At 72.0% G+C, this 1,183-nt stretch carries 4 protein-coding genes; all 4 read left to right on the forward strand.

Annotation, left to right across the window (positions count from 1 at the left end; genetic code table 11):
• Positions 1-203 precede the first annotated feature (203 nt).
• Positions 204-575 carry a hypothetical protein gene (locus tag BBK14_RS15060; RefSeq protein ID WP_071063041.1) on the forward strand — a complete coding sequence of 124 codons (372 nt, stop codon included), beginning with the start codon at positions 204-206 and terminating at the stop codon, positions 573-575.
• Positions 572-835, forward strand: coding sequence for a hypothetical protein (locus BBK14_RS15065; protein ID WP_131802323.1), 264 nt, complete (start codon positions 572-574; stop codon positions 833-835). The genes BBK14_RS15060 and BBK14_RS15065 overlap by 4 nt, the downstream gene beginning before the upstream one ends.
• 1 nt (position 836) lies before the next feature.
• Complete coding sequence (locus tag BBK14_RS38325) at positions 837-989, forward strand: hypothetical protein (protein WP_157904272.1); 153 nt, start codon at positions 837-839, stop codon at positions 987-989.
• 2 nt (positions 990-991) lie between these two features.
• Positions 992-1,183, forward strand: a 192-nt coding sequence (locus tag BBK14_RS15070) for a hypothetical protein (RefSeq protein WP_198541292.1), incomplete at its 3' end; no start/stop codon positions are given.

Genomic DNA, 1,183 nt, shown 5'->3' on the forward strand with positions numbered 1-1,183 from the left:
GGGGCAGTTCGCGGGCGGCGAGTGGGGGCCGGCGCCGACGGAGCTGCATCTGGATGTGCCGCGTCCGACCGCCGCCGCGAAGCCGACCCGGGCGCGTAAGTCGGCGAGGGCCGCGCGGTGATCCGCCAGGTTCCCCGCGGTCAGCGCTGGCGCGCGTTCAGCGGGGCACGGGAACTGCTGTCCGCCGAGCAGCAGGTGCGGTGATGGGCCTGCGTCGCGTCAGCTCGACCGAACTCGCCAGCGACTTCTGGACCACCGACCTGGCGAATCAGACCGCGAATGAGGAGTCATGGGCGTCCGGCCTGCCGCCCGCGCTGACCCTGTCTGGGTGGCGCGCAGCCTCGCTTGACCGGCAGATGAGCCGGCTACACAACGGGCTTCGTCGCCGCGCTGGCCATCTCGCCGATGTACCGCTGGAACACCTCGCGGAGGTGCCGGAGCCCGATGACGCGGTAAGCRCCGCCGCCGCGCTGCGGGTCCTGGAGTCCGACGCGCACCTGGAGGACTCGGAGTCCCTCCAGCCCGGCGTGGAGCTGCCGGAGATCGAGCCGGCGTTCGGGCGGTGGGCGCGATGACCTTCCACCCGCTCTCCGGCCTGTTCCAGCCGGGCGAGGGTCCCAGCCTTCGCGAGGACGTCGTGGACGCCTGCGCGTTCGCGGAGCACGGCCGCTGGCGCACCACCCGCTGCGGCTCATCGGACACCCCCTACCTCGTCGAGGGCGCGGCCCCTGAGGGCGACGAGCCACTGCTCTGCGGCCCACACGCAGACCGCTGGTCCGAGACCCCAGCCGTGCTGGGCGGGATGCACACCATCCACTTCCTGCCGGAGGACTGACATGCCCGGCAAGCGCAAGCGCAAGCGCGCCAAGCGTCGCGGCGCCCCGTCTGTCCGGGCGGGGCGTGAGACAGGGCGCACCTACCAGCGGATCGCCGCCGAGCGGCGGAACCGGCTGCGGCGCCGCGATATCGACAACGACACGGAGGCCTGATCATGGCGCGCGACATCCATACCTACTTCGGCCTGTCCTACTCCAACTACCTCGTCCGCCCCCGGACCCTGCTGCAGTCCATGCCCGACGAGTGGCAGGAGCGGTTCGTCGACTGCCTGGAGGAGATGGACGCGGCGTTCGAGCACGTCCCCCAGGCGCCGGGCTACAACGTGCAGCCGGCGAACTGGAGGTAC

It is taken from the genome of Parafrankia soli (assembly GCF_001854695.1).
GTDB lineage: Bacteria > Actinomycetota > Actinomycetes > Frankiales > Frankiaceae > Parafrankia > Parafrankia soli.

Coding starts and splice junctions, on each gene's coding strand:
- BBK14_RS15065 (WP_131802323.1), top strand. CDS start 572: ATGACCTTCCACCCGCTCTCCGGCCTGTTCCAGCCGGGCGAGGGTCCC.
- BBK14_RS38325 (WP_157904272.1), top strand. CDS start 837: ATGCCCGGCAAGCGCAAGCGCAAGCGCGCCAAGCGTCGCGGCGCCCCG.